This window comes from Paraburkholderia aspalathi (assembly GCF_905220735.1).
GTDB lineage: Bacteria > Pseudomonadota > Gammaproteobacteria > Burkholderiales > Burkholderiaceae > Paraburkholderia > Paraburkholderia aspalathi.
The window spans coordinates 503,726-529,171 of the sequence record NZ_CAJNBA010000003.1; the positions used below are offsets into that span (position 1 = coordinate 503,726).

Here is a 25,446-nt window from a genome sequence, read left to right on the forward strand (position 1 = left end):
GTTGGTTAAATGAGTTGGCTAAAAAAGCCGGCGAGTTGAACCAAAGGGTCGAAAGGCTGCGCTGACATCGCGCTAGCCGCCGCTCCGCAAGCCATATGGCGTGTCGGGTTTGGCGGGTTGGCGGTGACAATGCGATAATGGCCGTTTGCGCACACGCGCAGACGGCCATTTTCTTTTTGGGTGCGGAAATATTGCCAAACGCGCGTCGTCAAACTCGCGTTGTCGAGTTCGCGTTGCAAGCTTTGCAATGGCTGCCTTCGCGGCTGCCAACTTCGCCGATTTTTGCGCGATCTGTTCGTTTTTCGCGCCAGCTTCCAGGATCTCACGATGCGCGTCTTTAATTTCTCCGCCGGCCCCGCGGCCATGCCCGAAGAAGTGCTGCGTCAGGCAGCCGACGAGATGCTCGATTGGCACGGCAGTGGCATGAGCGTGATGGAAATGAGCCATCGCGGCAAAGAATTCATGTCGATCCACGAGGAGGCGCTCGTCGATCTGCGCGACTTGCTCGCGGTGCCAGCCAGCCACCGCATCCTGTTCCTGCAAGGCGGCGGTCTGGGCGAAAACGCAATCGTGCCGATGAATCTGATGGGCGCGAAACCGCGCGCGGATTTCGTCGTGACGGGTTCCTGGTCGCAAAAGTCGCTGAAAGAAGCACAAAAGTACGGCACCGTGCATCTGGCGGCGAGCGGTCAAACGGCCGAGGGCTTCACGCGCGCACCGGCGCGCTCGGAATGGCAGTTGTCGGACGATCCGGCATACGTACATCTGTGCACCAACGAAACGATTCACGGCGTCGAGACGTTCGAGATTCCCGACCTCGGCGATATTCCGCTGGTGGCGGACGCCTCGTCGCACATCCTGTCGCGCCCGATGGACATTGCCAAATACGGCGTGCTGTTTGGCGGTGCGCAGAAGAACATCGGCATGGCGGGTGTGACCGTCGTGATCGTCCGCGAAGATATGCTAGACCGCGCGCAGGCGATCTGCCCGTCGGCGTTCGAATGGAAAACCGTCGCCGAGAACAACTCGATGTACAACACGCCGCCCACGTATGCGATCTACATCGCGGGGCTGGTGTTCAAGTGGTTGAAGAAGCAGGGCGGCCTTACCGCGATGGAAGCGCGTAACCTCGAGAAATCGAAGCTGTTGTACGACACGATCGATTCGAGCAGCTTCTATCTGAACAAGGTCGAGCGTGGCTCGCGCTCGCGGATGAACGTACCGTTTTTCCTCGCCGACGAGTCGCGCAACGAAGATTTCCTGGCCGGCGCGAAAGCGCGGGGAATGGTGCAGCTAAAGGGCCACAAGTCCGTCGGCGGCATGCGGGCGTCGATTTATAACGCCGTCCCGCTCGAAGGCGTCAAAGCGCTTGTCGAATACATGAAGGAATTCGAACAGCGCAGCGCCTGATCGTCTTCGATATTCAGGCACGCGCATCCTTTCCAGCACGCATTTGTGCAGCAGCTACCGGCAGGGCCGTTTTCACGCATGGACGACGAACTCAATACCCGACTCAAACCCCTTCGCGAACGCATCGACGCGCTCGACGCGCAGTTGATCGCGCTTCTCAATCAGCGTGCCGCGGTGGCGCTCGAAGTGGGCGAGGTGAAGAAGCATTTCAACGCACCGGTGTTCCGCCCCGAGCGCGAGCAGCAGGTGATCGCGCGCTTGCAGGATATGAGCGCGGGCCCGCTGGCCAGCGAGCATATCAGCGCGATCTGGCGCGAAATCATGGCCGCGAGCCGGGCGCTCGAAAAGAGTATCAAGGCCGCGTATCTTGGCCCGGTTGGCACGTACAGCGAACAGGCGATGCACGAGTACTTCGGTCAGTCGATCGAAGGTCTGCCGTGCCCGTCGATCGACGAAGTATTTCGCTCGGTCGAAGCAGGCGCCGCCGAATTCGGCGTCGTGCCGGTCGAGAATTCGACCGAAGGCGCGGTGTCGCGCACGCTGGATCTGCTGTTGCAAACCCAGCTCACGATCGGCGGCGAACTTGCCTTGCCGATTCACCACAATCTCCTGACGCTGAACGGCGGCCTCACTGGCGTGACGCGAGTGTGCGCGCACGCGCAGGCGCTTGCCCAGTGCCAGCGCTGGCTTGCGACCAACGCGCCGCATCTCGAGCGCCAGGCGGTGTCGAGCAATGCCGAAGCCGCGCGCATGGCGGCGGAAGATCCGACGGTTGCAGCCATCGCAGGCGACCGCGCGGCGACCCACTACGGTCTGCAAGTCGCGTACGCCTTGATCCAGGACGATCCGCACAACCGCACGCGTTTCGTGATGATCGGCAAGGAGCGCACCGGCGTCAGCGGGCACGATCAGACGTCGTTGATCGTCTCCGTGGCGAACGAGCCGGGCGCCGTGTTCAAGTTGCTGGAGCCCTTGGCGCGCCACAGCGTGTCCATGACCCGTTTCGAGTCGCGTCCGGCGCGCGTCGGCACGTGGGAGTACTACTTCTATATCGACGTCGAAGGCCATCGCGACGAGCCGGCGGTTGCCGCCGCACTCACCGAACTCGGTCAGAAGGCCGCGTTCCTGAAGATACTCGGCTCGTATCCGCGCGCCCGTTGATGTCGGCCCAGGCGCGCGCACGCGGTCTGGGCGCGCCTGTCGCAGGTCCACTTACTACTAATTAGTCGTTCGGAGATTTTCATGACAACGTCCTTCGGTCCTTCCTATGTGCGCGCGATCGCGCCTTACATCGCCGGCAAGCCGATTTCGGAAGTGGCCCGCGAGTTTGGCCTCGACGAAGCGACCATCGTGAAGCTCGCGTCGAACGAAAATCCGCTAGGCATGCCGGAATCGGCGCAACGCGCCATGGCGCAAGCGGCCAGCGAACTCGGCCGCTATCCGGACGCGAATGCATTCGAACTGAAGGCAGCGCTGAGCGAGCGCTACGGGGTGCCGGTCGAGTGGGTCACGCTCGGCAACGGCAGCAACGACATTCTCGAAATTGCCGCGCATGCGTTCGTCGAGAAGGGTCAGTCGATCGTCTACGCGCAGTACTCGTTCGCGGTCTACGCGCTCGCCACGCAAGGCGTGGGCGCAAATGCGATCGTCGTACCGGCCGTCAAGTATGGCCACGACCTCGACGCGATGCTCGCCGCGATTACCGACGACACCCGCCTGATTTTCGTCGCGAACCCGAACAACCCGACTGGCACGTTCATCGAAGGCGCCAAGCTCGAAGCGTTTCTCGACAAGGTGCCGCGCAACGTGGTCGTCGTGCTCGACGAGGCGTACACGGAATATCTGCCGGAAGAAAAGCGCTACGACTCGATCGCGTGGGTGCGCCGCTATCCGAATCTGCTGGTCTCGCGCACGTTCTCGAAGGCGTTTGGCCTGGCCGGCCTGCGTGTCGGCTTCGCCATCGCGCAGCCGGAGTTGACCGATCTGCTGAACCGTCTGCGTCAGCCGTTCAACGTGAACACGCTGGCGCAAGCCGCGGCGATCGCAGCGCTGAACGACAAGGCGTTTCTGGAAAAGAGCGCGGCCCTGAATGCGCAGGGCTATCGCCTTTTGACCGAAGCGTTCGACAAACTCGGCCTCGAGTATGTGCCGTCGGACGGCAACTTCGTGCTGGTGCGCGTCGGCAATGACGACGCAGCGGGCAACCGCGTCAACCTCGCGTTGCTCAAGCAGGGCGTGATCGTTCGTCCGGTCGGCAACTACGGTTTGCCGCAGTGGCTGCGCATCACGATCGGCCTGCCGGAAGAAAACGAAGCGTTCCTCGCGGCGCTCGAAAAGACCCTCGCCACCGCGTAAGCGATTGACCTTGACCCGCGCGCCTCACTTTCTGAAGGCGCGCTTTTTCAGTGACCGACGTGGCCGCGTTTTCTTTTAATAAGCTGGTGATTTTCGGTGTCGGCCTGATCGGCGGATCGCTCGCGCGCGCGCTGCGTGAGCGGGGTGAGGCGGCAGGCGCGCGAACCGTGGTGGGTGTCGGGCGTTCGTCCGCGTCGACGGCGCGCGCGCTCGAGTTGGGTGTGGTCGATGAAACCGCGGCGTTGGGTGACGACGCGGCGTTGCGGGCGGCGTTGTCCGGCGCCGATTTCGTGCTGCTTGCCGCACCTGTCGCGCAGACTCAGCCGTTGCTCGAACGCATTGCGCCGTTTCTCGACGCAGGCACGATCGTCACCGATGCCGGCAGCACCAAGTCGGACGTGGTGGCTTCCGCGCGCGCGGCACTCGGCGCACGCATCGGCCAGTTCGTGCCGGGGCATCCGATTGCCGGCCGTGAGGCGAGCGGCCCGGATGCGGCGTTGCCCGATTTGTATGTGAATCGCAATGTCGTGTTGTGTCCGCTGCCGGAGAACGCGCCGGAAGCGGTCGAACGCGTTGCCGCGATGTGGCGTGCAACCGGCGCCTGTGTGCGGGAGATGACGCCCGAGCAGCATGATCGCGTGCTCGCATCGGTCAGCCATTTGCCGCACGTTTTGTCGTTCGCGCTGGTCGAGCAGATTCTCAATTCGCCCGACGCCGCGCTGAAATTTTCATTCGCCGCCGGTGGCTTCCGTGACTTCACGCGTATCGCCGCGTCGAGCCCGGAAATGTGGCGCGATGTGTGCGTGGCGAATCGCGCCGCGCTGCTCGACGAACTGGATGCCTACACGGCGGTGCTCGCGCGCTTGCGCGCGGCGATCGAATCCGGCGACGGCGCAGCGCTCGAAGCGGTGTTCGCGCGCTCGCGCGTCGCGCGCAGCGAATGGCAGGAACAGCGCAGTGCAGGGGCCGCCCTCGGCGACGCCTCGAAATAACCGGAACTGGACTCAATCATGGAATTCCTCGATCTCGGACCATTTTCTCGTGCGTCCGGCACGGTTCGTTTGCCCGGCTCGAAAAGCATTTCGAATCGCGTGCTGCTGCTCGCGGCGCTCGCCGAAGGCGAAACGACGATCACGAACCTGCTCGACTCCGACGACACCCGCGTGATGCTCGACGCGCTCGAAAAGCTCGGCGTGCGTCTGAAGCGCGAAGGCGACACCTGCGTCGTGACCGGTACACGTGGCGCGTTCACGGCGCGCACGGCCGATCTGTTTCTTGGCAATGCCGGCACGGCGGTGCGCCCGCTGACTGCGGCACTCGCCGTGAATGGCGGCGACTATCGTATCCACGGCGTGCCGCGTATGCACGAGCGGCCGATCGGCGACCTGGTCGACGGTTTGCGGCAGATCGGCGCGAAGATCGACTACGAAGAGAACGAAGGCTATCCGCCGCTGCGGATCCGTCCGGCGCAAATCACGGCTGACGCACCGATCCGCGTGCGCGGCGACGTGTCGAGCCAGTTCCTGACTTCGCTCTTGATGACGTTGCCGCTGTTGCGCACGGAAAGCGGCGTGACGACCGTGCAGGTGGACGGTGAGCTGATCTCGAAGCCGTATATCGAGATCACGATCAAGCTGATGGAGCGCTTCGGCATCAAGGTCGAGCGCCATGAATGGCACCGGTTCATCGTGCCGGCGGGGCAGCGCTATCAGTCGCCGGGCACGATCATGGTGGAAGGCGATGCGTCGTCGGCGTCATATTTCCTCGCGGCCGGCGCGCTTGGTGGCGGCCCGCTGCGGGTGGAAGGCGTGGGCCGTTCCAGCATCCAGGGCGACGTCGGTTTCGCCGATGCGCTCATCAAGATGGGCGCGAACTTGCAGATGGGCGACGACTGGATCGAAGTGCGCGGTGTCGGCAACGACAACGGCAAGCTCGATCCGATCGACATGGACTTCAACCTGATTCCGGACGCCGCGATGACGATCGCCGTCGCCGCGCTGTTCGCGGACGGCACGACCACGCTGCGCAACATCGCGAGCTGGCGCGTGAAGGAAACCGACCGGATCGCCGCGATGGCCACCGAGCTGCGCAAGGTCGGCGCGAAGGTGCAGGAGGGCGAGGATTTCCTCGTCGTCACGCCGCCGGAAAAGCTGATTCCGAACGCTTCGATCGACACCTACGACGATCACCGCATGGCGATGTGCTTCTCGCTCGTGAGCCTGGGCGGCGTGCCGGTCCGGATCAACGACCCGAAGTGCGTCGGCAAGACGTTCCCTGACTATTTCGAGCGCTTCACCGCGCTCGCTCAACCCTGATTCGCTCCTGAATCGACTGACGTGCGACTTTTTCGATGAAACCGATCCGTCCCTTTCACCAAACGCCCGTCATTACGATCGACGGCCCCAGCGCCTCGGGCAAAGGCACCGTGGCCGCGCTGGTTGCCGCGAATCTCGGCTTCCATTTGCTGGATAGCGGCGCGCTGTACCGGCTCGCCGCGCTGGCCAGCATGCGCTACAACATTGTGGCGGATGACGTCGAGGCGCTTGTAAAGCTGATCGACGACCTGCACATCACGTTTCGCGAGGGACTGGCGCAGCTCGACGGCGCCGACGTATCCGCCGACATTCGCGCCGAAGAAGTCGGCAGCCGGGCCTCGGCGATTGCCGTGCACGCGCCCGTGCGAACCGCGCTGGTGGCCCGTCAGCGGGCTTTCCGTAAGGAACCGGGGTTGGTCGCCGACGGCCGCGACATGGGCACGGTGATCTTCCAGGACGCCGTGCTGAAGGTCTTCATGACCGCCAGCGTCGAGGCCCGTGCGGCCCGCCGGCATAAGCAATTGATCCAAAAAGGATTTTCTGCTAATATAGATGACTTGCTCCGGGATTTGCGTGAGCGCGACGAGCGTGACAGTCAGCGCACGGCCGCGCCGCTCAAGCCCGCAGCGGATGCAAAGCTGCTTGATACCTCCGCATTGTCGGTCGACCAGGCGGTCGAACAGGTGGTGCAGTGGTATGAAGCATTGGTCCCGCATGCCTGATGTCCGAGTGGCATCTGAACAGCGGGCGCAGTAGAAAGTAGTGAGAAGTAACGTTGTCAGTAGGTGCTCCGCGAGTGTCGTGGAGCGTGTATTAACCCCTTAACCCCGCGTGGCATTCGCATTCTTGGCCGTTGTTGCTGACCGTCCGGCCAGCCGGGCACCGCGAGCACCATGCAAATTTTGATTTTTATGTCCGACCTGCAAACTTCCAACCCGAATACCGAATCTTTTGCGGCTCTGTTCGAAGAGTCGCTGACCAAGCAAGACATGCGCGCTGGCGAGGTGATCTCCGCCGAAGTCGTGCGTGTTGACCACAACTTCGTGGTCGTCAACGCTGGTCTCAAGTCCGAAGCCTACATCCCGCTCGAAGAGTTCTTGAACGACGCGGGCGAGGTAGAAGTGCAGGCGGGCGACTTCGTTTCCGTCGCGATCGACGCGCTGGAAAACGGCTATGGCGACACGATCCTGTCGCGCGACAAGGCGAAGCGCCTGGCTTCGTGGCTGTCGCTGGAAAAGGCTCTCGACAACAACGAACTCGTGACCGGCACGATCACGGGCAAGGTCAAGGGCGGCATGACCGTCATGGTCAACGGCATCCGCGCGTTCCTGCCGGGTTCGCTGGTTGACACGCGTCCGGTCAAGGACACGACCCCGTACGAAGGCAAGACGCTGGAATTCCGCGTCATCAAGCTCGACCGCAAGCGTAACAACGTCGTGCTGTCGCGCCGTGCTGTGATCGAAGCGACCCAAGGCGAAGAGCGCGCAAAGCTGCTCGAAACGCTGAAGGAAGGCGCGATCGTGGAAGGCGTGGTGAAGAACATCACCGATTACGGCGCGTTCGTGGACCTCGGTGGTATCGACGGCCTGCTGCACATCACCGACATCGCATGGCGTCGTGTGCGTCACCCGAGCGAAGTTCTGTCGGTTGGCCAGGAAGTCACCGCGAAGATCCTTAAGTTCGATCAAGAAAAGAACCGCGTTTCGCTGGGTATCAAGCAACTGGGCGACGATCCGTGGGAAGGCATTTCCCGCCGTTACCCGTCGGGCACGCGCCTGTTCGGTAAGGTCACCAACATCACCGACTACGGCGCATTCGTCGAAGTCGAATCGGGCATCGAAGGCCTGGTTCACGTGTCGGAAATGGACTGGACGAACAAGAACGTTGCACCGTCGAAGGTTGTTCAGCTGGGCGACGAAGTCGAAGTCATGGTTCTCGAAATCGACGAAGACCGCCGCCGTATCAGCCTCGGCATGAAGCAATGCAAGCCGAACCCGTGGGACGACTTCAGCCGCAACTTCAAGAAGGGCGACAAGCTGCAAGGCGCAATCAAGTCGATCACCGACTTCGGCGTCTTCATCGGTCTGCCGGGCGGCATCGACGGTCTGGTTCACCTGTCGGACCTGTCGTGGTCGGAAACGGGCGAAGAAGCAGTTCGCAAGTACAAGAAGGGCGACGAAGTGGAAGCGATCGTTCTCGGCATCGACGTCGAGAAGGAACGCATTTCGCTGGGCATCAAGCAGCTCGAAGGCGACCCGTTCAGCAACTTCGTTGCAATGAACGACAAGGGTTCGATCGTCGACGGCGTGGTCAAGACGGTAGATGCGAAGGGTGCAGTGGTTCAGCTGTCGGCGGAAGTCGAAGGCTACCTGCGTGCTTCGGAAATCGCACAAGACCGCGTGGAAGATGCTCGCAACGTGCTGAAGGAAGGCGACAAGGTCAACGCGATGATCATCAACATCGATCGCAAGTCGCGTGGTATCAACCTGTCGGTCAAGGCCAAGGATTCGGCTGAGCAACAGGAAGCGATCCGCGGCCTGGCTTCGTCGGATTCGAGCTCGGCTGCTACCGGCACGACGAACCTTGGCGCGCTGCTGAAGGCCAAGCTCGACGGTCAGAACCAGTAATTGAGGAACGCCCCCAAACCTGGCGCCTCGCGCCAGGTCCCCCGCGAGGGGGAGCATAAGAACATGGGGGCGGCCCGGCGTTTTCTTGCGAGGTCTGCTGCAGTATGACCAAATCGGAATTGGTCGCCCAGCTGGCTACGCGATTTCCGCAGCTTGTACTTAAAGATGCGGATTTCGCGGTGAAGACGATGCTTGATGCGATGTCGGAGGCGCTTGCCAACGGTCATCGCATTGAAATTCGTGGCTTCGGCAGCTTCGGCCTTAATCGTCGTCCCTCCCGTGTCGGGCGTAATCCGAAGTCGGGCGAGAAGGTGCTGGTACCTGAGAAGTACGTACCGCATTTCAAGCCGGGCAAGGAATTGCGCGAGCGGGTAGATCGACGTTCGGGCGAGCCGTTGAAGGCCGACGAGCCGGATGACGACGACCTGTAAATGCTTCGCTGTGCGGTTCGCAGCATGGCATTGGTAGCGTCAGCGGCCAAAGCCAGACGGCAAAAGACCAGAAAAAGCGCCTTCGGGCGCTTTTTTTTCGTCCGCATCTTTTCTCCGCCTTTTGCCCGTTTTTTGTTCGCTTTTTCGTCCGCTTTGTCGTCCCTTAAGCCCGGCACATTCCCCAATCGAACACACCTGCCCATGCATCCGCTTGCGGTAAGGTAAACCTCGCGTAAGTCCTCTATCAGCCAGTTCCTGCCCAGCCGCGAGGGCATCCATTACAATACGGGTCACTTCGGCGCGGGCAACACCGTGGCGCGACGCGTCATCAAGCCGGCGTCACCCCGCAACTGCCGTCAAGAGACCTATTCATGAAATTTATCGTCTGGCTGATCCGTGTACTGGTGTTCGTGCTCCTGCTGGTGCTCGCACTCTCCAATACACAAACTGCTACGCTGAATTTCCTCGCGGGTTACGCGTGGTCGGCGCCTTTGATTCTGATCGGCCTCGCGTTCTTCGTGGTGGGGCTGCTGGCCGGGCTGGTGTCGTCCATGCCGGGCATGGTGCGCCTGCGCATGGAGAATGGCCGGCTCAAGCGTGAGTTGCGTGTGGCGCGCGAAGCTCCTGTGGTGGTCGAACAACCGCCCATGCCGCCGCTGATCTAAGTTGTCTTCTGCCGCGCTTCTGAAGCGCGGCTTCCCGCTTCCGCTTTCCCGCACATTTGCATTAATCGCATGGATCTAGACTTCTGGTGGCTGCTTGTCATACCCGTCGCTTTTGCGTTCGGCTGGATGGCCGCGCGCTACGACCTCAAGACGCTGCTGTCCGAAAGCGCCAACCTGCCGCGTTCGTACTTCCGCGGCCTGAATTTCCTGCTCAATGAGCAGCCTGACCAGGCGATCGACGCGTTTATCGAAGTCGTCAAACTCGACCCGGAAACGATCGAGTTGCACTTCGCGCTCGGGAATCTGTTCCGCCGCCGCGGCGAGACGGACCGCGCGATTCGCGTGCACCAGAACCTGCTGAGCCGCACCGATCTGCCCGTCACGGAGCGTGATCACGCGCTATACGAACTGGGTCAGGACTTCCTGAAGGCCGGTTTGCTCGATCGCGCAGAGGAAACCTTCCGCTCGCTCGAAACCGGCAATTACGCGTTGGGTGCGCAGCGTGCGCTGCTCACCATCTATCAGATCGAGAAAGACTGGGTTAAGTCGATCGATATCGCGCGCCATCTGGAAACAATGGGCGCCGAGTCGCTCGACAAGGACATCGCGCAGTTTCATTGCGAGCTCGCGCAGGAAGCGCTCCAGCAGAAGAACGCAGATGAGGCGCGCCGTCAGCTTGGCTTTGCATTGAAGGCGAACCCGACCAACGTACGCGCCACGATCCTGTTCGGCGACGTGGACGCGACGGCCGGCTCGCAAGAGGCCGCGATCATCCAATGGCGGCGCGTCGAGGAACAGAATCCTGCCTATCTGCCGCTCGTCGCTGAAAAGCTGATGAAGGCCTATGAGGCGCTCGGCCGTCCGCAGGATGGCGCCGATCTGCTCATCACGTGGGTGGACCGCTATCCGTCGAACGATCTGCTCGACGTGACCTATCAGCACATTGCGGCGGTGCGCGGGCCCGACGCCGCTCACGCGCTGGCACGCTCGCAGATGCAGAAGTCGCCGAATTTGGCGGGCATGACGCGTCTCCTGGAAGCGCAGGAAGCCGTCGCGGAAGAGCCGCGCAAGAGCGAGCTCGAACTGATGCGTACGCTGATTCGCCAGCGCACAAAAAATCTGCCACGGTATACGTGCCAGAATTGTGGTTTCAGGGCGCGGCTGTTCTACTGGCAGTGCCCGGGTTGCAGCGGTTGGGAAACCTATGCCCCGCGTCGCGTCGAACCGATCACGGCGTCGAACTGACAGCGAATGGAATTGCATAGCCGCGCCGCAACGACGGCGGCCCGTCGGGCGGAATAGGCCAGGCGGGATCATGACGGCCTTGTTCACTACGAGAAACCCTCACCGGAACCCTCTACCGGAAAGCGTATGAAAATCACCATTATCGGCACGGGCTATGTTGGCCTCGTCACCGGCGCGTGCCTCGCCGAAATCGGCCATGACGTCTTCTGTCTCGACGTCGATCCGCGCAAGATCGAAATCCTCAACAACGGTGGCGTGCCGATCCACGAGCCGGGTTTGCTGGAGATCATCGCCCGCACGCGTGCGGCGCGCCGCATCACGTTTTCGACGGATATCGAAGCGAGCGTGGCGCACGGCGAGGTGCAGTTCATCGCTGTCGGCACGCCGCCCGACGAAGACGGCTCGGCCGATCTGCAATACGTGCTCGAAGCGGCGCGCAATATCGGCCGTACGATGAACGGCTTCAAGGTGATCGTCGACAAGTCGACGGTGCCGGTCGGCACCGCGCAACGTGTGCGCGCGGTGGTCGAAGAGGAACTGGCCAAACGCGGGCTTGCCAATAGCGAGCAGCATTGCTTCTCGGTGGTGTCGAACCCGGAGTTTCTGAAGGAAGGTGCGGCGGTCGACGACTTCATGCGCCCCGATCGCATCGTGCTCGGCAGCGACGAAGACGAAGCCGGCCTGCGTGCTCGCGAGCTGATGAAGCGTCTGTACGCACCGTTTAACCGCAATCACGAGCGCACGCTGTACATGGATGTGCGCTCAGCTGAGTTCACGAAATACGCTGCCAATGCGATGCTCGCCACGCGCATCTCGTTCATGAACGAGATGTCGAATCTGGCGGACCGGGTTGGCGCGGATATCGAAGCGGTACGCCGCGGGATCGGCTCGGACCCACGCATTGGCTACCACTTCCTGTATGCCGGCGCCGGCTACGGCGGTTCGTGCTTCCCGAAAGACGTGCAGGCGCTGATCCGCACCGCCGCCGAAACCGGCCACAATCTGCGCATCCTCGAAGCCGTTGAGGAAGTGAACTACAAGCAGAAAGACGTGCTGGTGAACAAGATCACGGGCAAGCTCGGTGAGGATCTGAGCGGCCGCACATTCGCCGTGTGGGGCCTCGCGTTCAAGCCGAATACCGACGACATGCGCGAAGCGCCGAGCCGCCGCGTGATCGCTGAATTGCTGGCGCGTGGCGCGCAGGTTCGCGCGTACGATCCGGTCGCGGTGGCCGAAGCGCGCCGCGTGTTCGCCATCGATCTGCACGATGCACCGGACCAGCTCGCGCGTCTCACGTTCACGAGCACCCAGGACGAAACGCTCACCGGCGCCGACGCGCTGGTGGTCGTCACCGAATGGAAGGAATTCAAGAGCCCGGATTTCGTGCACCTGAAGTCGGTGCTGAAGTTACCGCTGATTTTCGACGGCCGGAATCTGTACGAGCCGGACGCGATGACCGAACTCGGCATCGACTATCACTCGATCGGACGACCCTATGCCCAGCCCTCTGAACTTCCGGCCGATGTCTCCAGCAATGCCTGAAGCCGCTCAATCCACACCCACGTCCGCACTGACCGTAGTGCCGCGCGAACGCCTCGGTGCGGCGCGCGTGCTGGTGGTTGGCGACGTGATGCTCGATCGCTACTGGTTCGGAGACGTGAACCGTATTTCGCCGGAAGCGCCGGTGCCGGTCGTGCATGTGCAGCGCCAGGAAGACCGCCTCGGCGGCGCGGCGAACGTCGCGCGCAATGCGGTGGCGCTCGGCGCGCAAGCGGGTTTGCTGTGCGTGGTCGGGCACGACGAGCCCGGTGAGCGCATCGTGCAACTACTCGCCGAAAGCGGGGTGGCGCCGCATCTGGAACGCGATCCGGATTTGCTCACCACGATCAAGCTGCGCGTGCTGTCGCGTCAGCAGCAGTTGCTGCGTGTCGACTTCGAAAACTCGCCAGCGCACGAAGTGCTCCTCGCGGGGCTCGCGCGTTTCGACGACCTGCTGCCGTCACACGACGTGATCCTGATGTCCGATTACGCGAAGGGCGGTCTCACGCACGTCACGCAGATGATCGCCAAGGCGCATGCGGCAGGTAAGCCGGTGCTGGTCGATCCGAAGGGCGATGACTGGGAGCGCTATCGCGGCGCCACGCTGATCACGCCGAATCGCGCGGAGTTGCGCGAGGTGGTCGGGCAGTGGAAATCCGAAGAAGATCTGATCGCGCGCGTGACCAAACTGCGTGCCGATCTCGAGTTCAAGGCGCTGCTGCTGACGCGTTCGGAAGAGGGCATGACGCTCTTCGCCGACGACGGCATCCTGCACACTTCGGCTGTCGCACGCGAAGTGTATGATGTATCGGGCGCGGGCGACACCGTGATCGCCACGCTCGCCGCCATGCTCGGCGCGGGTCTTACGCTCGTCGAGGCGGTCGGGCTCGCGAATCGCGCGGCCGGCATTGTGGTCGGCAAACTCGGTACCGCCACCGTTACCTACGACGAACTTTTTCATTGATGCAGCCCGCCGGGTTCCCTGCTTTGCGCTTCAGTTTCGGCGGCGCAAATGAGGAACCTGCGAGGCGTCAACTGAGCTCATTACTGCAACCGCAGGATCATCATGACCCTCATCGTCACCGGCGCGGCCGGCTTTATCGGCAGCAATCTCGTGAAGGCGCTCAATGAGCGCGGTGAACAACGCATCATCGCGGTCGATAACCTCACGCGTGCGGACAAGTTCAAGAATCTCGTCGACTGCGAGATCGACGACTATCTCGACAAGACCGAATTCGTCGAGCGCTTCAAGCGTGGCGACTTCGGCAAAGTGCGCGCGATTTTCCACGAAGGTGCCTGCTCGGACACGATGGAAACCGACGGCCGCTACATGATGGACAACAACTTCCGCTATAGCCGTGAAGTGCTCGATGTCTGCCTCGCGCAGAATATCCAGTTTCTGTATGCGTCTTCGGCCGCGACGTATGGCGGCTCCAGCCGCTTCGTCGAAGAGCGCGAAGTCGAGCAGCCGCTGAACGTGTACGGCTATTCGAAGTTCCTGTTCGATCAGGTGATTCGCCGAGTGCTGCCCACCGCGAAGAGCCAGATTGCCGGCTTCCGCTATTTCAATGTGTACGGGCCGCGCGAGACGCACAAGGCGCGCATGGCGTCGGTGGCGTTTCACAACTTCAATCAGTTCCGCGCCGAGGGCAAGGTCAAGCTGTTTGGCGAATACAACGGCTACGCCGCAGGCGAGCAGACGCGCGACTTCGTCTCCGTCGAAGACGTGGTGAAGGTCAACCTGTTCTTCTTCGACAATCCGGACAAGTCGGGCATCTTCAATCTGGGTAGTGGCCGCGCGCAGCCGTTCAACGACATCGCGAGCACGGTGGTCAACACGTTGCGTGCTTTGGACAATGAGCCGCCCTTGTCGCTCGCGGAGCAGGTGCAGCGAGGGCTGATCGAATACATTCCGTTCCCCAATGCCTTGCGCGGCAAATACCAATGCTTCACGCAGGCCGACCAGACCAGGCTGCGTGCCGCCGGTTACGACGCGCCGTTCCTGAGCGTGCAGGAAGGTGTCGATCGCTACGTACGTTGGCTATTCGGCCAGGTGTAATTCTTTCGGATACCTCTTTAAACTGGAGTCTCCCGGTTGGTGATGGTCGCCAACCGGTTGTACGAGGGAGATTCCATATGTTTCGAAAAATTCTGGTTACCGCGGCCATGCTGGCCGCTTTTGGCCACGCATACGCGGCGGTCGACGTCAACACGGCTAACGAGGATGCGCTGCGCGGCATCAAGGGCATCGGTCCTGCCAAAGCGAAAGCCATTCTCGACGAGCGTGCAGCGCATGGTCCGTTCAAGGACCCGGCCGATCTCGGCAAGCGCGTCAAAGGCATGGGCGGGCATACCGTCGAGCGCCTGCAGGCGGAGGGTCTCGCTGTCGGTCCGGCTGGCGCGGCTGCTAACCCGCAGGCTGCGGCGTCTGCACAGAGCAAAGGCGCGGCCGCTGCGGGTAATGGCGCCAACGCGGCCAACTCGACTAGCGCGGCCGCAACCCCAAAGAACGCCACTGTGGCGGTGAAGAAATAGCCTGACGCGGGCCGTGCGCGCGAGGCGGGTCACCTCGCGCGCACGGTCTCGCGCCTGGCCTGTTACCGTCGTTCCCCTTCATGGTCGGAGTGGGTAAGAACACTCCTTCAGCTGTCATGCAGATGACTGGCTCCCGCGGTTCTCAGCCGCGGGCTTTTTGCGTTGCGCGCGCCCGTCGGTCAGCACCTGCATCCATGCGGCCAGAAGGGCCGCACGGCAGCCGTGCGCACGGTGGTTTAGAATCAATAGATTGAAGACTCCGCGCATCGACAGCACCAGAACCCATATGGCTTACAAAACGATTGAAGACACGATCGGCAATACGCCGCTCGTGCAACTCGTCCGGCTCCCTGACGACGAGATCCGCAGCCGCAATAACGTGATCCTTGCGAAGCTCGAGGGCAACAATCCTGCGGGCTCGGTGAAGGACCGTCCGGCGCTGTCGATGATCAAGAAAGCGGAAGCACGCGGGCGTATCAAGCCGGGCGACACGCTGATCGAATCGACTAGCGGCAATACCGGCATCGCCTTGGCGATGGCTGCGGCGATCCGTGGCTACAAGATGGTACTGATCATGCCGGAAGACCTGTCGGTGGAGCGCCGTCAGAGCATGGCCGCGTACGGTGCGCAGATCGTGCTGACACCAGTGACGGGCGGCATGGAATACGCACGCGATCTGGCCGAACAGATGCAGCGCGAAGGCAAGGGCATCATCCTCGACCAGTTCGCGAACCCGGACAATCCGGCCTCGCACGTCGAAGGTACCGGTCCGGAAATCTGGCGCGACACCGAAGGGCGCATCACGCACTTCGTCTCGTCGATGGGCACGACCGGCACGATCATGGGCGTGTCCACCTATCTGAAGGAACAGAATCAGGCGATCGAGATCATCGGCGCGCAGCCGGAAGAGGGTTCGCGCATTCCGGGCATTCGCAAATGGCCGGAAGCCTATCTGCCGAAGATTTTCGATCGTAGCCGTGTGGACCGCGTCGAGAACGTGAGCCAGGCCGCCGCCGAAGCGATGGCGCGGCGCATGGCTTCGGTCGAAGGGATCTTCGCCGGCATCTCGTCGGGCGGGGCCTGTGAGGTGGCGTTGCGCGTCGCGCGCCAGGTCGAGAACGCGACGATCGTGTTTATCGTCTGCGATCGGGGTGACCGGTATCTGTCGACGGGTGTGTTCCCGGCTTGATTGCGCTGCGGCGCATTGAGTGGCCCCTCAAAGCGAGTCGGCCAATAAAAAAGCGCCGGTTTAACCGGCGTTTTTTTTATGTCGCTTGCTCCCGCTCGTGATGCAGTGAGGGTCTGACAACCGCCGCCGCTCTGCTCATGCTCATTGCGATGCGGCGACCGGCGGCGCAGCAGTGCTGCTGGCGCTCGCAGCATCGCTTGCTTCCATCTGAGCCTTGACCCGCTCACCCAATTGATAAACCGCAAGCGCATAAAAGAAACTGCGGTTATAGCGCGTCAGCACATAGAAGTTCTTCAAGCCCAGCATGAACTCGGTACCACGCCCCGGCGACGGCAGATCCACCACGGTCACCGGTGTGCCGGCTTCCGACGCGATATCGACATCTGGCTCGTTCAGCAACAGTCCGGCACGCAGCAATTGGTCCAGCGGCCAATGCGGCTCCGGCTTACCGTCGGCGGCGGCTTGCGCCACGCCCAGGCTGCCGGCGTCTGTACCGATCTTCCACACCACCGGCCGGCCGTTTTCCCAGCCGTTCTGGCGCAGATAATTCGCCACGCTGCCGATCGCATCCGCCTGGCTCGTGCGCAGATCGATCTGCTTGTTGCCGTCGTAGCTCACCGCGTATTGCACGATGCTGCTCGGCAGAAACTGCGGAATGCCAATCGCGCCGGTGTAGGAGCCGAGCACGGTGGTCGGATCGATTTGCGAATCGCGCGTCCAGACCAGGTAATCTTCAAGATTCTTGCGGAAGGTCGCCTGGCGATCCGCACGATTGGCGGTGTTCGGGTAGTCGAAGCTGAGCGTGGTCAGCGCGTCGAGCACGCGGAAGTTGCCCATGAAGCGCCCATAGATCGTCTCCACGCCGATGATGCCGACGACCACTTCCGGCGGCACGCCAAACTCTTCGTAGGCACGCTGCAGCGTGGCCTGGTTGGCGCGCCAGAAACGCACGCCGGCGTTGATGCGCACCTGGTCGAGAAAGCGCGACTGATACACGCGCCAGTTCTTGACCGACGGCGAGGGCGACGGCGTGACGAGCTTGACCGCGGTGGCCGAATAGCTCACGCGAGCGAACAGTGCGTGCAATGCGGCTTCGTCGAAGTCATAGCGCGCGGACATGTCGCTGATGAACGCATCGACATTCGGGTTATTCGCGTAGCGCTGCGGAATGATCTCTTCTTCGAAGGTTTGCCCTTGCGGCACTGCCGGCTGCGGTTGGCTTTGCGCGAGCAGCACCGGTGGCTTTTTCGCGGCGCTTTGCGCCATCGCCGGGCTGGTTGCCATGAACATGCACGATGCGACGGACAGTGCGGCGGTTGCGGTCTTCATGCGTAGCCGGTTTCGTGCAGACAGAGCAAGCTTGACGGTCATAGTGAGCTAGGGGCGCAGTGCGAAAGAGACAGGGGAAACGGACAGGGCAGTATACCCGACGCTTTCTGCAAAACTGTGCCTGGCGCGTCACAGTCGCATGGTGTGGTAACTTGGCAAATGTTGGCGCGCCCAGTGTGTGCGCCCATGGACGGAGACACGCCGCGCGCGCCTTGAAAGCGCCGCGCCGCAGACGAGAATCATGGCAACAGGCTTCTATTCCCACGCCGATTGTTTGCTGCACGATATGGGGCAATGGCATCCCGAATGCCCGGCGCGCCTGCAGGCAATCGAAGACCAACTGATCGCGAGCCGCATCGACTCGCTGATCGAGCGCGAGTCGCCGCCGCTCGCCGATGACGCCGCGCTGTTGCGCGTGCATACGCAAGCCCACGTCGATTACGTCCGCAGCCGGTCGCCGGTTGAAGGTCTTGCCGAAATCGATCCCGACACGTCGATGAACCCGTACACCTTGCAGGCCGCGTTGCGCGCGGCCGGCGCCGCGGTGGCCGCGACCGACGCCGTGATCGAAGGCCGCTACGACAACGCGTTCTGCAGCGTGCGCCCGCCTGGCCACCATGCGGAGCCGGCGCGTGCAATGGGCTTCTGCTTCTTCAACAACGTCGCGGTCGCCGCGCGTCATGCACTTGAAGTGCACGGCATGCAGCGTGTGGCGATCATCGATTTCGACGTCCATCACGGTAACGGCACCGAAGCCGCCTTTTCAGGCGATTCGCGCGTGCTGATGTGCAGCATCTTCCAGCACCCGTTCTATCCGTTCAGCGGCGCCGACAATCAGGCGCCCAACATGTGCAATGTGCCGATGCCGGCGCGCTCGAAAGGCATGGCAGTGCGCGAGGCGGTCGACATGATGTGGCTGCCGCGTCTGCATGAATTCAAGCCGGAGATGATCTTCATCTCGGCCGGCTTCGATGCGCATCGCGAGGACGATCTCGGCAACATGGGTCTCGTCGAAGACGATTACGCTTGGATCACCGATCAGATGCGCGAGATCGCGAAGCGCTATGCGCAGGGACGGATCGTCAGCTGTCTCGAGGGCGGGTACAACCTGTCGGCATTGGGGCGCAGCGTGGTGGCGCACGTGCGCTCCCTGGCCGGAATCTGAGTTGTCACGCGACAGAATGCACTAACGTCGCGAAATGCAGGAATTCAACGAGGAGCGAGCCATGAATGCCGAGGTGCGCAGTGCGTCGCTGGTCGACATCGAACACGACGCCTACGGCGTGCCGGGCGTCGTCCGTTTGACGATGAATCGGCCCGATGCCTTCAACGCGCTTTCCGAGGCTCTGCTCGACGCGTTGCAGTCGGCGCTGACGGCGCTGGCGGAGTCCGACGCGCGGGTGGTGGTGATCTCAGGCGCGGGCCGCGCGTTCTGCGCGGGACACGATCTGAAGGAAATGCGCGCGGAGCCGTCGTTGGCTTACTACCAGGCGTTGTTCGCGCGCTGCACGAAACTGATGCTGACGATCCAGCGCTTGCCGCAACCGGTGATCGCCCGCGTGCACGGCATCGCCACGGCGGCCGGCTGCCAGCTGGTCGCGATGTGCGATCTGGCAGTTGCTGCCGACACCGTGCGCTTTGCCGTCTCGGGCGTCAACCTGGGTCTTTTCTGCGCGACGCCTTCGGTGCCGCTGTCGCGCAATCTGTCGCGCAAGGCGGCGCTCGAAATGCTGCTCACCGGCGATTTCATCGACGCTCTTCAGGCGAAGCAGCAGGGACTCGTGAATCGCATTGCGCCGGCGGATGCGCTCGACGCAGAGGTCGCGCGGCTCGCGAAGAGCATCTGCGCGAAACCCGTCGAAGCGGTGAGCGCCGGCAAGGGCCTGTTTTATCGCCAGCTCGAAATGGGGATCGAAGCGGCGTACCAGTTAGCCGGCCAGACCATGGCCTGCAACATGATGGACGACTCCGCACTCGAAGGCGTACAGGCCTTCATCGACAAACGACCGCCCGACTGGAAGCGCTAGCCAAGCCGTTTCTGGCGGCGGGCCGGGTTTAGTACTCGTGTGTGCGGAAGCCCGAACTTCTGCAAGCCGTTCGGCGCTCAGACTTTAGGCAGCCGTTTCTCGATCCAGTCGATCAGCGCGCCAATCACCCGATCCCGGTCGAGATCGTTCATCGTCTCGTGATAGCTGTCTTCGTGCATCGTGAGCGTCTTGTCGGGCGATCCTGCGTGCGCGCCGAAATTGCGGCTGCCCTCGGGCTCGGTGAGCTTGTCGGCGGTGCCGTGATACACCAGCAGCGGTACGCGCAAGCCCGCACGGCCACGCTCGATGCGCGCCATCGCCAGCAACAACTCCGCGCCTGTGCGCGCGGGAATCGCGCCGTGATGAACCAGCGGGTCATTGCGATTGGCGTTCACTACGGGCTGAAGACGCGACAGCAAAGCCGCGTCGATTTTCATCGCCGGGAAGGTCGGCCAGATGCGGCTGATCACCTGGCTTACCTTGAGCATCCAGCGCGGGACATCGCGGCCGGGCGCGAGCGCGGGGCTCGACAGGATCAGACCGCTCAGCCGACGCCCGCTTGCCTCGAGCCGTTCGATTGCGTAAAGCGCCGCAACAGCGCCGCCCATGCTGTGGCCCATCAGGAACAGCGGTGCACAACTGGTTGCCGCTTCATCGAGCAAGGCCTGGGCGTCGAGCAGATAGTCGTCGAACCGGTTGACCCACACGCGTTTGCCCGGCGCATGCCCATGTCCGCGCAAATCGATAGCGACGAGTTCGATGCCGGCCGAGTTCAGCCGATCCGCCAATGCCGCATAACGCCCGGCGTGCTCCGCGAGCCCGTGCACCAGCGCGACCGTGCCGCGCAGTGGTGTCGTAGCGGGCCAGCGATACAACGGCAGTTCGACGCCGTCGCTCGTCGTGACCGTGGAGCGCAGCGCGGGGGCGCCTTTCGGAGCGACCGCTGCGGGACGCACATTGCCGGATCGGGTTGTTTCCATGTCTGCCGTTTATCCTGGATGGGTCCTGATTTCGATTCGCCCGATCATAGTCGCAGCGGGCGCGCACGCGCGAGCATCTCGCGCCGGGCACGCCTCTAATGCTCTGTGGTTATGAAAAAATCGAAATTGATTATTAAAGGGAATGACGACGCTGCGGTAGAATTGCGGCCTCAAATCCCAATAAAAGCAACGGCGGCCGCTTGTCGGGAGCGCACAACGCTCGTTGGCAAACTCCGCCGTTTCGTTTTTCCATGATCGAAATACGCAATATCTCTCAGCGGTTCGCCGGACCCCGGGGCTGGGTCGAAGCGCTGCACAACGTCAATCTGTCGATTCCGGCGGGTGAGGTGTTCGGCATCATCGGCCGCAGCGGCGCGGGCAAGAGTACGCTCGTGCGCACCATCAATCTGCTGACGCGTCCGAGTGAAGGCAATATCGTCGTCAACGGCCGTGATCTGACGACGCTGCCCGCCGCGCAATTGCGCGAGGCGCGTCGCGAAATCGGCATGATCTTCCAGCACTTCAACCTGCTGTCGTCGCGCACGGTGTACGAGAACGTGGCGTTGCCGCTCGAACTCGCCGGCATGAAGCGCGACGAGATCGAGGCGAACGTGTTGCCGCTGCTCGAACTGGTCGGACTGTCGGCGCAGAAGGATCGTTATCCGGCGCAGATCAGCGGCGGGCAGAAGCAGCGTGTGGGCATCGCGCGTGCGTTGGCGAGCAAGCCGAAGGTATTGCTCTCCGACGAAGCGACGTCGGCGCTCGACCCCGAAACCACGCGCTCGATCCTCGATCTGCTCAAGCGTATCAATCGCGAACTCAACCTGACGATCGTGCTGATCACGCACCAGATGGACGTGATCAAGCAGGTCTGCGACCGCGTCGCGGTGCTGGATGCCGGCCGTGTAGTCGAAGAAGGCAAGGTCATCGACGTCTTCCTGCAACCGCATCATGAAGTGACGCGCGCGCTGATCGGCGACGTGATCGCGCAGGAACTGCCGCCCGCGATGAAGGCGCGCGTGGCCGAACGCCTGAAGACCGGCAGCGGCCACTTGCTGCGCCTCGCGTTCACCGGTTCGGGTGTCGATCAGCCGATCCTGTCGGAAACGATTCGCCGCTACGAACTCGACTTCAACATCCTGCACGGCCAGATCGACGAGATCCAGGGGCAGGCGTTCGGCTCGCTCGCGGTGCTCGCGGGTGGCGAACCGGCGAAGGTCGCACAGGCGTTGACCTATCTGCGCGAACAGGGTGTGGTGGTAGAGGAGCTGTCGTATGTTGAGTGAAATGTTCGATATGTTCGTCCAGTCGTTCTGGGAAACGCTCGTGATGGTGGGCATCTCCGGACTGGTCGGCGCGGCGGTCGGTTTGCCGCTTGGCGTGCTGCTGTATCTGACGGACCGTCAGGGCGTCTTGCAGAACATCGCCGTGAATCGCGTGATGGGCGTGATCGTCAATGCCGTGCGTTCCACGCCGTTCATCATCTTGCTGGTCGCCGTGATTCCGTTCACGCGCCTCGTGGTGGGTTCGTCGATCGGTACGGCTGCGGCCGTGGTGCCGCTGACGATCGCTGCGGCGCCGTTCATTGCGCGTCTGGTCGAAACCGCGCTGCGTGAGGTTGACCGCGGCCTGATCGAAGCCGCGCAGGCAATGGGTGCAACCACCAGTCAGATCGTCTTCAAGGTGCTGTTGCCGGAATCGCTGCCGGGCGTGGTCGCCGGTTTGACGATCACGTTTGTCTCGCTGGTCGGCTATTCGGCGATGGCCGGTGCGATCGGCGGCGGTGGGCTCGGCGATCTGGGCATTCGTTACGGGTATCAGCGTTTCTTGCCGGAAGTGATGGTGACGGTCGTGGTGATCCTGATCGTCTTCGTGCAACTGGTGCAGTCGTTCGGGGATTGGCTCGTGCGTCGTTTGAGCCATAAGTAAACAACAGAATCGATAGGTTCGGAAAGGTCCATCATGCAACGTCGTTTCATTCTCAAACTGGCCGCCACACTCGGCGCCGCGTCGCTGTTCGCTGCCGCCACCGTGGCTCACGCTGACGACACGATCAAGGTCGGTGTCACCGGCGGTCCGCACGCGCAGATCATGGAAGTCGTGAAGACGGTCGCAGCAAAGAACGGTCTGAACATCAAGATTGTCGAGTTCTCCGACTACGTGCAGCCGAATGCGGCGCTCGCTGGCGGCGACCTTGACGCGAACAGCTATCAGCATGACCCGTACTTGCAGGCGCAGGTGAAGGACCGCGGCTACAAGCTGATCCGCATCGCCGATACCGTCACGTACCCGATGGGCATCTATTCGAAGAAGGTGAAGACGCTGGCTGAATTGCAGCCGGGCGCGAAGATCGCCGTGCCGAACGATCCGACCAATGGCGGCCGGGCACTCCTGTTGCTGCAGAAGCAGGGTCTGCTGAAGCTGCGCCCGGACGCGGGCCTCAAGGCGACGCCGCTCGATATCGTCGACAACCCGAAGAAGCTGAAGATCGTCGAGCTCGACGCCGCGCAGATCCCGCGATCGCTGAACGACGTGGATGCCGCCGCGATCAATACGAACTTTGCGATGGAAGCGGGTTTGAAGCCCAAGCAGGACGCCATTGCGATCGAAGACCCGAAGGGTCCGTACGTGAACATCATCGCAATCCGCGAAGCTGACAAGGGCAAGCCGTGGGTTGCGAAGCTGGTCGCGGCGTATCATTCGCCGGAAGTGAAGCAGTTTGTCGAAAGCAAGTTTGGTGGGGCGGTGATCACCGCCTGGTGAGTTGGCGGCCGGTTTATCGGCCGTTTCGCCTGACAAGACACGACGGCAATGCAAAATTAGAGTCGTAAGTCTTAACCCGGGGTTGTCTCCCGGGTTTTTTCGAGATTAAAATAGAACGATCGTTCGTTATTGCCGTCACGCCGCTGAGGAGCGATATCCTTCTGCTAGAGCGCCCGCGACCAGGCTGCCATGAGGGCAGTCGCTATAATGTCCGTTGGGTTGACGTATTCGTAACTTTGGAGCGTGTGCATGAAAATCCTGGTGCCAGTCAAGAGAGTGGTCGATTACAACGTGAAGGTCCGAGTCAAATCGGACGGCACGGGCGTCGACATCGCGAACGTGAAAATGTCGATGAATCCGTTCGACGAAATCGCGGTTGAAGAAGCGGTGCGTCTGCGCGAAGCGGGCGTGGCGACCGAAGTGATCGCCGTGTCGGCGGGTGTGACACAAGCGCAGGAAACGCTGCGCACGGCGCTGGCAATCGGCGCGGACCGCGCGATCCTGATCGAGTCGGGCGAAGACCTGCAGCCGCTGGCCGTCGCCAAGCTGCTCAAGGCGCTGGTCGACAAGGAACAGCCGCAGCTGGTGATCCTCGGCAAGCAGGCCATCGACGACGATTCGAACCAGACCGGCCAGATGCTGGCTGCACTGGCGAACCTGCCGCAAGCTACGTTTGCCTCGAAGGTTGTCGTCGCTGACGGCAAGGCTACGGTGTCGCGCGAAGTCGACGGTGGTGCTGAAACGCTGTCGCTGAGCCTGCCGGCCGTGATCACGACCGACCTGCGCCTGAACGAGCCGCGCTACGTCACATTGCCGAACATCATGAAGGCGAAGAAGAAGCCGCTGGAAGTCATCAAGCCGGAAGACCTCGGTGTTGATGTGACGCCGCGCCTGAAGACGCTGAAAGTCGTTGAGCCGCCGAAGCGCTCCGCCGGTGTGAAGGTGCCGGATGTGAAGACGCTGGTCGAGAAGCTGAAGACCGAAGCCAAGGTGCTGTGAGGAGACGGACGAAATGACGAATCTGGTAATTGCTGAACACGACAACGCATCGATCAAGGCCGCGACGCTGAACACGATTGCAGCCGCGCAGAAGATTGGTGGCGATATTCACGTGCTGGTGGCAGGTCACAACGCACAGGCTGCGGCGGATGCGGCAGCGAAGATTGCAGGTGTTTCGAAGGTGCTGCTGGCTGACGCCGCGCAACTCGAAGCGGGTCTCGCGGAAAACGTCCAGGCAACCGTGATGAACATCGCGAAGGACTACACGCACATCCTCACGCCGGCGACCGCCTACGGCAAGAACATCGCGCCGCGCATCGCCGCGAAGCTCGACGTCGCGCAGATCAGCGACATCACCGCCGTGGACAGCGCAGACACGTTTGAGCGCCCGATCTACGCGGGCAACGCGATCGCCACGGTTCAATCTCAGGATCCGATCAAGGTCATCACGGTCCGCACGACCGGTTTCGACCCGGTCGCAGCAGAAGGCGGCAGCGCAACGGTCGAGAAGATCGAAGCCGCAGCCGACACCGGCCTGTCGCAGTTCGTGAGCCGTGAAGTGACGAAGCTGGATCGTCCGGAACTGACCTCGGCGAAGATCATCGTCTCGGGTGGCCGTGGTCTGGGCAATGGCGAGAACTACACCAAGGTTCTGGAGCCGCTGGCGGACAAGCTGAACGCAGCGCTGGGCGCATCGCGCGCGGCCGTCGATGCGGGCTTCGTACCGAACGACTATCAGGTCGGCCAGACCGGCAAGATCGTTGCGCCGCAACTGTATGTGGCGGTCGGCATCTCGGGTGCGATCCAGCATCTGGCCGGCATGAAGGACTCGAAGGTCATCGTGGCGATCAACAAGGACCCGGAAGCGCCGATTTTCAGCGTCGCTGATTATGGTCTGGTGGGCGACCTGTTCACGCTCGTGCCGGAACTGGTTAGCGAGCTCGGCTAACAGCCACAGCGCCGTGTAAAAGGCGTCTGGCAGCACACAAAGGGCGTGGGACCTATCAAGTCCGACGCCCTTTTTCATATCGACAGGC

The 25,446-nt window shown here is 62.2% G+C and carries 25 protein-coding genes; 22 read left to right on the forward strand and 3 right to left on the reverse strand.

The features are described 5' to 3' along the window. Positions 1–5: 5 nt before the first annotated feature. A complete protein-coding gene (locus KHO30_RS21155) occupies positions 6–248 on the reverse strand; it encodes a hypothetical protein (RefSeq protein ID WP_093639218.1) in 243 nt (80 codons plus the stop codon). 79 nt (positions 249–327) lie between these two features. On the opposite strand from KHO30_RS21155, the gene serC reads away from it, so the two are divergent. The 15 genes from serC to cysM all read left to right on the forward strand — a co-directional run bounded on the left by serC (position 328) and on the right by cysM (position 16,311). Beyond that, positions 328–1,410, forward strand: coding sequence for a 3-phosphoserine/phosphohydroxythreonine transaminase (gene serC, locus KHO30_RS21160; protein ID WP_093639299.1), 1,083 nt, complete (start codon positions 328–330; stop codon positions 1,408–1,410). Between the two features lie 78 nt (positions 1,411–1,488). Continuing rightward, complete coding sequence (pheA, locus tag KHO30_RS21165) at positions 1,489–2,571, forward strand: prephenate dehydratase (protein ID WP_093639221.1); 1,083 nt, start codon at positions 1,489–1,491, stop codon at positions 2,569–2,571. 81 nt (positions 2,572–2,652) lie between these two features. Continuing rightward, positions 2,653–3,765, forward strand: coding sequence for a histidinol-phosphate transaminase (hisC, locus tag KHO30_RS21170; protein ID WP_211702174.1), 1,113 nt, complete (start codon positions 2,653–2,655; stop codon positions 3,763–3,765). A gap of 50 nt (positions 3,766–3,815) precedes the next feature. Beyond that, the gene (locus KHO30_RS21175) at positions 3,816–4,757 is read left to right on the forward strand and encodes a prephenate dehydrogenase (protein ID WP_093639227.1); all 942 of its coding nucleotides are present in this window, start codon (positions 3,816–3,818) and stop codon (positions 4,755–4,757) included. Between the two features lie 18 nt (positions 4,758–4,775). Beyond that, positions 4,776–6,080, forward strand: coding sequence for a 3-phosphoshikimate 1-carboxyvinyltransferase (gene aroA / locus KHO30_RS21180; protein WP_093639230.1), 1,305 nt, complete (start codon positions 4,776–4,778; stop codon positions 6,078–6,080). 35 nt (positions 6,081–6,115) lie between these two features. Next, complete coding sequence (cmk, locus tag KHO30_RS21185) at positions 6,116–6,802, forward strand: (d)CMP kinase (protein WP_093639232.1); 687 nt, start codon at positions 6,116–6,118, stop codon at positions 6,800–6,802. Between the two features lie 171 nt (positions 6,803–6,973). Next, on the forward strand, positions 6,974–8,707 hold the full coding sequence (gene rpsA / locus KHO30_RS21190) for a 30S ribosomal protein S1 (protein WP_028200080.1): 1,734 nt from the start codon (positions 6,974–6,976) through the stop codon (positions 8,705–8,707). 104 nt (positions 8,708–8,811) lie between these two features. Next, complete coding sequence (locus tag KHO30_RS21195; protein ID WP_028200079.1) at positions 8,812–9,138, forward strand: integration host factor subunit beta; 327 nt, start codon at positions 8,812–8,814, stop codon at positions 9,136–9,138. A gap of 371 nt (positions 9,139–9,509) precedes the next feature. Then, positions 9,510–9,803, forward strand: a complete 294-nt coding sequence (locus tag KHO30_RS21200; protein ID WP_054037219.1) for a LapA family protein — start codon at positions 9,510–9,512, stop codon at positions 9,801–9,803. A gap of 69 nt (positions 9,804–9,872) precedes the next feature. After that, positions 9,873–11,048 carry a lipopolysaccharide assembly protein LapB gene (gene lapB, locus KHO30_RS21205; RefSeq protein WP_093639235.1) on the forward strand — a complete coding sequence of 392 codons (1,176 nt, stop codon included), beginning with the start codon at positions 9,873–9,875 and terminating at the stop codon, positions 11,046–11,048. A gap of 126 nt (positions 11,049–11,174) precedes the next feature. Further along, complete coding sequence (locus tag KHO30_RS21210; RefSeq protein WP_211702176.1) at positions 11,175–12,590, forward strand: UDP-glucose dehydrogenase family protein; 1,416 nt, start codon at positions 11,175–11,177, stop codon at positions 12,588–12,590. Further along, entirely contained in the window at positions 12,544–13,551 is a 1,008-nt protein-coding gene (gene rfaE1 / locus KHO30_RS21215; protein WP_093639303.1) for a D-glycero-beta-D-manno-heptose-7-phosphate kinase, read from the forward strand. Before KHO30_RS21210 ends, rfaE1 begins: the two co-directional genes overlap by 47 nt. A gap of 102 nt (positions 13,552–13,653) precedes the next feature. Further along, a complete protein-coding gene (rfaD, locus tag KHO30_RS21220) occupies positions 13,654–14,646 on the forward strand; it encodes an ADP-glyceromanno-heptose 6-epimerase (protein WP_211702178.1) in 993 nt (330 codons plus the stop codon). 77 nt (positions 14,647–14,723) lie between these two features. Continuing rightward, positions 14,724–15,122 (forward strand): ComEA family DNA-binding protein, encoded by a 399-nt coding sequence (locus KHO30_RS21225; protein WP_154566312.1) that lies wholly within the window; start codon positions 14,724–14,726, stop codon positions 15,120–15,122. Between the two features lie 286 nt (positions 15,123–15,408). Continuing rightward, complete coding sequence (cysM, locus tag KHO30_RS21230; protein WP_154566313.1) at positions 15,409–16,311, forward strand: cysteine synthase CysM; 903 nt, start codon at positions 15,409–15,411, stop codon at positions 16,309–16,311. Between the two features lie 141 nt (positions 16,312–16,452). On the opposite strand, the gene mltB is transcribed toward cysM, so the two are convergent. Further along, positions 16,453–17,640: a lytic murein transglycosylase B gene (gene mltB / locus KHO30_RS21235; RefSeq protein ID WP_234486502.1), complete on the reverse strand. Its 1,188-nt coding sequence runs from the start codon at positions 17,638–17,640 to the stop codon at positions 16,453–16,455. 241 nt (positions 17,641–17,881) lie between these two features. Between mltB and KHO30_RS21240 the strand changes: the two genes are divergently transcribed. Both KHO30_RS21240 and KHO30_RS21245 read left to right on the forward strand, forming a co-directional pair. After that, positions 17,882–18,805 (forward strand): histone deacetylase family protein, encoded by a 924-nt coding sequence (locus KHO30_RS21240; RefSeq protein ID WP_211702179.1) that lies wholly within the window; start codon positions 17,882–17,884, stop codon positions 18,803–18,805. Positions 18,806–18,866: 61 nt separating this feature from the next. Further along, positions 18,867–19,667, forward strand: a complete 801-nt coding sequence (locus KHO30_RS21245; protein WP_211702180.1) for an enoyl-CoA hydratase — start codon at positions 18,867–18,869, stop codon at positions 19,665–19,667. A gap of 77 nt (positions 19,668–19,744) precedes the next feature. Here the strand turns inward: KHO30_RS21245 and KHO30_RS21250 are convergent, their stop codons facing one another. Next, positions 19,745–20,647 carry an alpha/beta hydrolase gene (locus KHO30_RS21250; RefSeq protein WP_211702182.1) on the reverse strand — a complete coding sequence of 301 codons (903 nt, stop codon included), beginning with the start codon at positions 20,645–20,647 and terminating at the stop codon, positions 19,745–19,747. A gap of 251 nt (positions 20,648–20,898) precedes the next feature. Here KHO30_RS21250 and KHO30_RS21255 point away from each other — a divergent pair, with 251 nt between their 5' ends. The 5 genes from KHO30_RS21255 (at position 20,899) to KHO30_RS21275 (ending at position 25,358) form a co-directional block, all read left to right on the forward strand. Next, positions 20,899–21,933, forward strand: coding sequence for a methionine ABC transporter ATP-binding protein (locus KHO30_RS21255; RefSeq protein ID WP_175051018.1), 1,035 nt, complete (start codon positions 20,899–20,901; stop codon positions 21,931–21,933). Beyond that, positions 21,923–22,576 (forward strand): methionine ABC transporter permease, encoded by a 654-nt coding sequence (locus KHO30_RS21260; protein ID WP_054037200.1) that lies wholly within the window; start codon positions 21,923–21,925, stop codon positions 22,574–22,576. Before KHO30_RS21255 ends, KHO30_RS21260 begins: the two co-directional genes overlap by 11 nt. A gap of 33 nt (positions 22,577–22,609) precedes the next feature. After that, positions 22,610–23,410 carry a MetQ/NlpA family ABC transporter substrate-binding protein gene (locus tag KHO30_RS21265; protein ID WP_175051019.1) on the forward strand — a complete coding sequence of 267 codons (801 nt, stop codon included), beginning with the start codon at positions 22,610–22,612 and terminating at the stop codon, positions 23,408–23,410. A gap of 249 nt (positions 23,411–23,659) precedes the next feature. Next, the gene (locus KHO30_RS21270; protein WP_172316903.1) at positions 23,660–24,409 is read left to right on the forward strand and encodes an electron transfer flavoprotein subunit beta/FixA family protein; all 750 of its coding nucleotides are present in this window, start codon (positions 23,660–23,662) and stop codon (positions 24,407–24,409) included. Positions 24,410–24,422: 13 nt separating this feature from the next. Next, a complete protein-coding gene (locus tag KHO30_RS21275) occupies positions 24,423–25,358 on the forward strand; it encodes an electron transfer flavoprotein subunit alpha/FixB family protein (protein WP_211702185.1) in 936 nt (311 codons plus the stop codon). The last annotated feature ends 88 nt before the right edge of the window (positions 25,359–25,446 follow it).

Excerpts from the sequence above, each read along its gene's own strand:
- serC (WP_093639299.1), top strand. The coding sequence starts at position 328 with ATGCGCGTCTTTAATTTCTCCGCCGGCCCCGCGGCCATGCCCGAAGAA.
- pheA (WP_093639221.1), top strand. The coding sequence starts at position 1,489 with ATGGACGACGAACTCAATACCCGACTCAAACCCCTTCGCGAACGCATC.
- hisC (WP_211702174.1), top strand. The coding sequence starts at position 2,653 with ATGACAACGTCCTTCGGTCCTTCCTATGTGCGCGCGATCGCGCCTTAC.
- aroA (WP_093639230.1), top strand. The coding sequence starts at position 4,776 with ATGGAATTCCTCGATCTCGGACCATTTTCTCGTGCGTCCGGCACGGTT.
- cmk (WP_093639232.1), top strand. The coding sequence starts at position 6,116 with ATGAAACCGATCCGTCCCTTTCACCAAACGCCCGTCATTACGATCGAC.
- rpsA (WP_028200080.1), top strand. The coding sequence starts at position 6,974 with ATGCAAATTTTGATTTTTATGTCCGACCTGCAAACTTCCAACCCGAAT.
- KHO30_RS21195 (WP_028200079.1), top strand. The coding sequence starts at position 8,812 with ATGACCAAATCGGAATTGGTCGCCCAGCTGGCTACGCGATTTCCGCAG.
- KHO30_RS21200 (WP_054037219.1), top strand. The coding sequence starts at position 9,510 with ATGAAATTTATCGTCTGGCTGATCCGTGTACTGGTGTTCGTGCTCCTG.
- lapB (WP_093639235.1), top strand. The coding sequence starts at position 9,873 with ATGGATCTAGACTTCTGGTGGCTGCTTGTCATACCCGTCGCTTTTGCG.
- KHO30_RS21210 (WP_211702176.1), top strand. The coding sequence starts at position 11,175 with ATGAAAATCACCATTATCGGCACGGGCTATGTTGGCCTCGTCACCGGC.
- rfaE1 (WP_093639303.1), top strand. The coding sequence starts at position 12,544 with ATGCCCAGCCCTCTGAACTTCCGGCCGATGTCTCCAGCAATGCCTGAA.
- rfaD (WP_211702178.1), top strand. The coding sequence starts at position 13,654 with ATGACCCTCATCGTCACCGGCGCGGCCGGCTTTATCGGCAGCAATCTC.
- KHO30_RS21225 (WP_154566312.1), top strand. The coding sequence starts at position 14,724 with ATGTTTCGAAAAATTCTGGTTACCGCGGCCATGCTGGCCGCTTTTGGC.
- cysM (WP_154566313.1), top strand. The coding sequence starts at position 15,409 with ATGGCTTACAAAACGATTGAAGACACGATCGGCAATACGCCGCTCGTG.
- mltB (WP_234486502.1), bottom strand. The coding sequence starts at position 17,640 with ATGAAGACCGCAACCGCCGCACTGTCCGTCGCATCGTGCATGTTCATG.
- KHO30_RS21240 (WP_211702179.1), top strand. The coding sequence starts at position 17,882 with ATGGCAACAGGCTTCTATTCCCACGCCGATTGTTTGCTGCACGATATG.
- KHO30_RS21245 (WP_211702180.1), top strand. The coding sequence starts at position 18,867 with ATGAATGCCGAGGTGCGCAGTGCGTCGCTGGTCGACATCGAACACGAC.
- KHO30_RS21250 (WP_211702182.1), bottom strand. The coding sequence starts at position 20,647 with ATGGAAACAACCCGATCCGGCAATGTGCGTCCCGCAGCGGTCGCTCCG.
- KHO30_RS21255 (WP_175051018.1), top strand. The coding sequence starts at position 20,899 with ATGATCGAAATACGCAATATCTCTCAGCGGTTCGCCGGACCCCGGGGC.
- KHO30_RS21260 (WP_054037200.1), top strand. The coding sequence starts at position 21,923 with ATGTTGAGTGAAATGTTCGATATGTTCGTCCAGTCGTTCTGGGAAACG.
- KHO30_RS21265 (WP_175051019.1), top strand. The coding sequence starts at position 22,610 with ATGCAACGTCGTTTCATTCTCAAACTGGCCGCCACACTCGGCGCCGCG.
- KHO30_RS21270 (WP_172316903.1), top strand. The coding sequence starts at position 23,660 with ATGAAAATCCTGGTGCCAGTCAAGAGAGTGGTCGATTACAACGTGAAG.
- KHO30_RS21275 (WP_211702185.1), top strand. The coding sequence starts at position 24,423 with ATGACGAATCTGGTAATTGCTGAACACGACAACGCATCGATCAAGGCC.